This is a genomic window from Methanospirillum hungatei (assembly GCF_020216685.1).
In the GTDB taxonomy this organism is placed as follows: Archaea; Halobacteriota; Methanomicrobia; order Methanomicrobiales; family Methanospirillaceae; genus Methanospirillum; species Methanospirillum hungatei_B.
Genome location: NZ_JAIWNS010000293.1, coordinates 1 through 3,048 on the forward strand (window position 1 = coordinate 1; position 3,048 = coordinate 3,048).

The 3,048-nt window shown below is 47.2% G+C and carries 3 protein-coding genes and 1 tRNA gene; 1 reads left to right on the top strand and 3 read right to left on the bottom strand.

From position 1 onward, the window contains the following. Positions 1 to 3: 3 nt before the first annotated feature. Positions 4 to 1,359: a phosphoglucosamine mutase gene (glmM, locus tag LDL35_RS15130; protein WP_369694957.1), complete on the bottom strand. Its 1,356-nt coding sequence runs from the start codon at positions 1,357 to 1,359 to the stop codon at positions 4 to 6. Further along, positions 1,352 to 1,960 carry a DUF5806 family protein gene (locus LDL35_RS15135; RefSeq protein WP_304024058.1) on the bottom strand — a complete coding sequence of 203 codons (609 nt, stop codon included), beginning with the start codon at positions 1,958 to 1,960 and terminating at the stop codon, positions 1,352 to 1,354. Before LDL35_RS15135 ends, glmM begins: the two co-directional genes overlap by 8 nt. Positions 1,961 to 2,070: 110 nt before the next feature. Here LDL35_RS15135 and LDL35_RS15140 point away from each other — a divergent pair. Then, positions 2,071 to 2,143 (top strand) — tRNA-Asp (locus LDL35_RS15140). 1 nt (position 2,144) lies between these two features. On the opposite strand, the gene LDL35_RS15145 is transcribed toward LDL35_RS15140, so the two are convergent. Continuing rightward, the coding region (locus tag LDL35_RS15145; RefSeq protein ID WP_304024061.1) for a sensor histidine kinase KdpD at positions 2,145 to 3,048 on the bottom strand (904 nt) is incomplete at its 5' end.

The following is a 3,048-nucleotide window of genomic DNA, read 5'->3' on the forward strand; positions in this document are numbered from 1 at the left end:
ATATTAAATAAAAGAGGAGATACAGGATAAAATTTCCTCTTCAAATCCTTTGGCAATTGATTCGTCCGTGGATTCTATATATAATCGGACAAGAGGTTCGGTCCCGGATGGACGAATAAGAGCCCAGGCATCCTTCCGATCTATTCTGATCCCATCCACCTGATTTAAAGAGTCCTGTGAAAATTTCTCACGTACTGCTGTCAGAATTTCGGTAGCTTTATTAGTGTGGAATTTATGTTTCAGCATTATTGACGGAGGGAGTGAATCGACGAGGGTGGAAAGTGGCTGTTTTTTTGTTGCAAGAAGCTGAACCATCATTGCTGCCGTCATACCTCCATCACGGCAGAACTGATGATCCGGATAGATAAGGCCACCATTCCCTTCTCCTCCAAAAGCGACCGGTTTTCCTTCGGCAATGAGCGCCCGCATCCGCCTTGCTACATAAATACTACCAACGGCGGTATAATCAACGGTGCATCCATGTGGTGCAATGACCGTCTCGATAAGTCTGGACGTGCTGACCGGGGTTACCAGAATTCCCTTCTTTTGAGAACAGATATATTCAGCAATGAGTGCAAACTCCTTATTTTCTTCAACAAACCGCCCCTTGTCATCGATGAAAACAGCTCGGTCAGCATCTCCGTCATGGGCAACACCAAATGCTGCACCGGTCGAGACAACCATCTCTGCAAGCGGGGCAAGACCCTCAATGGATGGTTCAGGATCACGTGCCGGGAAGTTCCCATCAGGATATGCATTCAGTGTGAAGATCTTACATCCGAGAGACTGTACTATTTCAGCTGTAGTCCGGTATGCAGCGCCACACCCGGGATCAATCGCAACCGTGATGCCTTCACCTATCTTTTCAGGGAATTTTTTCACAACACCGGCGATATATTTAGAGACCAGATCCCCTTCGGGAATGACGACACCCACATCTTTCCATTCCTTCAGGTCAAAGTTGTAAGAAAAGACTCGTTCTTCTATCTCGATAGATGCCTCATCATCCATCTCGGTCCCGTCTTTTTCAATGACCTTGACTCCGTTGTAGGCTCCCGGATTATGTGATGCGGTAATGACTACGCCGGCATCATACCGGTTCATGACAATATACTGAAGTGCGGGAGTCGGAAGGATCCCACAGTCTATTACATCACAGCCCGTTGCCATAAGACCCGCTTTCATGGCATTAATTAATGCAGGCCCGGAGGTTCTGGTATCCATACCGACCGCAATGGTCCCCGGCCTCATAGAACCGACAGCCATCCCGATCTTCATGACCAGTTCAGGGGTGATTAGTTCTCCTACGATACCACGAACTCCGTTTGTCCCAAATAACTGCTTTTTCTTTTCAGTCATATGCATCTTCTTGTGTTTCTGACTGCAGTCCGGTCTCTTCCTCCGGTTCTGCTTCAGAATCCTTTTTCCTGCGTTTCTCCTGCTTTTCCTTCAGCTGGTCTTCACGAATCTTCAGGAGTCGTGATGAGGCCAGAGCAACATGACGCATCACCTCAGTTACCCGGTCTTCCACTTCAATCTCATCATCAACATCAATCGACGTCGACTCTATCTCCATGAGAAAACGGGCAACTTCACTTACCTCAAACAATAAATCATCAAGTTCTTCTGGCGTATAAAACCCGCACATTGCTCCATAGAGAAATGTTGCACCAGCCTTACTCACCTTTTTCTTAAAAGAACTTCGTGCCTGGTTGACTGCCTGGGGCGTATATGTTCCGGTCATGAAAGGAACCAGTTCCGGGAGATTTTTCCCGATATATGTCATTTCTGCCCCTGAAGAAGTCTGAAAATCAGCACATAACCGGGATATCGCCCATTCCCTGGCGGTGATAAAGGTCCTCTTCCGGAGAAACTGATTTACCTGTTGGTATGATGCGCCGTCTACCTTCCTGAACTTGTGATACTTGGTAGGATCCCGTGAACGGAATGGTGTTGCCATCAGTGTACCGTTAGATGTGCCATACAGATAAGTCCACGGGATGAAGATTGGGGATACAGGCATCGGGTTTTTTATGGAAGAGAGATAACATGTATAGGGGTTGTCCCCAAGCCCAGATAGTGTAGTGGCCTATCATGTCGGCCTGTCACGCCGACGACTCGGATTCGAATTCCGATCTGGGCGTTCATTGTTTATTCTTTTCTTTTTCTGAATACCCGCCAGAAGGAACCCTGATCTCAAATCGTGCGCCTTTCCCATATGTCCCGGTTTCGATAATCCGAATCCCGGTTATTGATAATATCTCCCGAACAAGGAATAATCCAAGACCGGTATTACTTCCATATCCCCGATCAAAAATCCTCTCCTTGAGATCATCAGGGATACCCTGACCATCGTCCTCACAGCAGATACACACCTCATCATCAATAGAGTACCATGAAAACCGGATATGTGAGAGATTCGGGCCACCATGCCGAAGGGCATTATCTATCAGATTGTAAAATACCCGCTCAAGGAGGGGATCTGCATAGATGAAAAGACCAAAGAGAGTGTTCTCAACAGAAATCCGTTCAGGAATGCCAATCTCTGCGGCCTTACGAACCAGAGATCCTACATCCTTCCATTCTGGTGACTGAATACCGAGGTTCTGGTATACGCGTGTGAACTCAATCTGATCATGAATAAGTCTGGTTGCATTATCCATGATCTTGACAATCTCTGCCGTCTCCGGATCATTCCTGGCCTCTTTTAACAGGGGGAGAAGCCCAAGAATGACGGTCACACGGTTTCTGATGTCATGCCTGGTAATGCTGGAGAGGAGATTTAACTTCTCATTTGTCCGCATGAGTGCCTGTTCAGCCATAATCCGTGGAGTAATATCACGCATGCTCTGGATGGCACCGATAATATTCCCTTTTGAATCGAATAACGGTCCGGCCATCGATGAGAAATATTTCCCTCCTTTCCCCATCTGCGGGAATGTTTCATCGGTAAAGAGTGAATCGCCCGACCGGCTGACATTCGGGAAGAGTTTTATAATGGTACCTTCCTTGTCAAGAACGGCGTTGAGGAGCATTGGCCTCTTCTCA

Bases quoted from the DNA above. Each gene is read 5' to 3' on its own strand.
- glmM (WP_369694957.1), bottom strand. From the start codon at position 1,359: ATGACTGAAAAGAAAAAGCAGTTATTTGGGACAAACGGAGTTCGTGGT.
- LDL35_RS15135 (WP_304024058.1), bottom strand. From the start codon at position 1,960: ATGGCAACACCATTCCGTTCACGGGATCCTACCAAGTATCACAAGTTC.